1 pseudogene is annotated in these 845 nt (G+C 78.3%); it reads right to left on the minus strand.

The window, feature by feature from the left end:
- Positions 1-639: pseudogene (locus tag C1I99_RS31715) on the minus strand (hypothetical protein); the annotation flags it as partial.
- Positions 640-845: the final 206 nt, after the last annotated feature.

The following is an 845-nucleotide window of genomic DNA, read 5'->3' on the forward strand; positions in this document are numbered from 1 at the left end:
GTCGACGGTGGGGGCGTGGATCCCGGGGGGCACCTCGAAGCCGCTGGCGGCGGTGCCGACCGGCGGCACCTGCACGGCCGGCGGCGCGGAGGTCGGCAGGCCGGGCTCCGCCCACCGGGTGGGGCGGCCGGCCGGCGGCTCGTCGGAGGCGTGCCGGGCCGGGTCGGGCTCCGGCTCGGTGAACCCGCGCGGCGGGCCGGGCGGCTGCTCGACCGCCGGCGCGGGCCGCTGCGCCGGCACCACCAGCCGGTCGCCGTCGGAATCCCGACCGGGCTCGCCCCGGAGACCGGGCGGGGCGCTCACCGGGGCCTGGTGGCTGGACGGCGCGTCCGCTCCGTTGTGGTGCACCCCGTTGGCGCGGTGGCCGTTGACCCGGGCCGGCGCCTCGGCGCTGCCTGGCAGTGCGGGCAGCGGGGCGGGCAGGTCGCCGTAGCGGGGCGAGGAGGACGCCCAGCCGGGGGCCAGGTCGGGCCGCTGCCAGGGCGCCGGCTGCCGCGACCCGGTGCTCTCCGCGCCTCGGGACCAGTCAGCCGAGGGCGTCCACCCACCGCCGCCGGAACGGGCCGGGTCGTCGTGCTGACCTGGTCCGTCGCCGTGCTCTCCCGGGGTGGCGGCACCGGGTTGCCCTGATTCACTCACCGCGCGCTCCTTGGTCGCCCCCGCTGAGGCTACCGTGTGGTGACAGTGGCGATAAGTTACAGCGGCGGGCCAATTCCGCGACGGGGCATGGGGGCCCCGACCGGTTCGGGTGAAATGCCGGCTCGTACGAAGAACTCGGAGGTGCCCATGACCGCTGTGGGGAACGGTGCCCAGACCGCCGGCCGGCCCACCCGCCTGCCCCGCTC

Origin of the sequence: Micromonospora deserti, assembly GCF_003236335.1 — a bacterium.
GTDB classification, from domain to species: domain Bacteria; phylum Actinomycetota; class Actinomycetes; order Mycobacteriales; family Micromonosporaceae; genus Micromonospora; species Micromonospora deserti.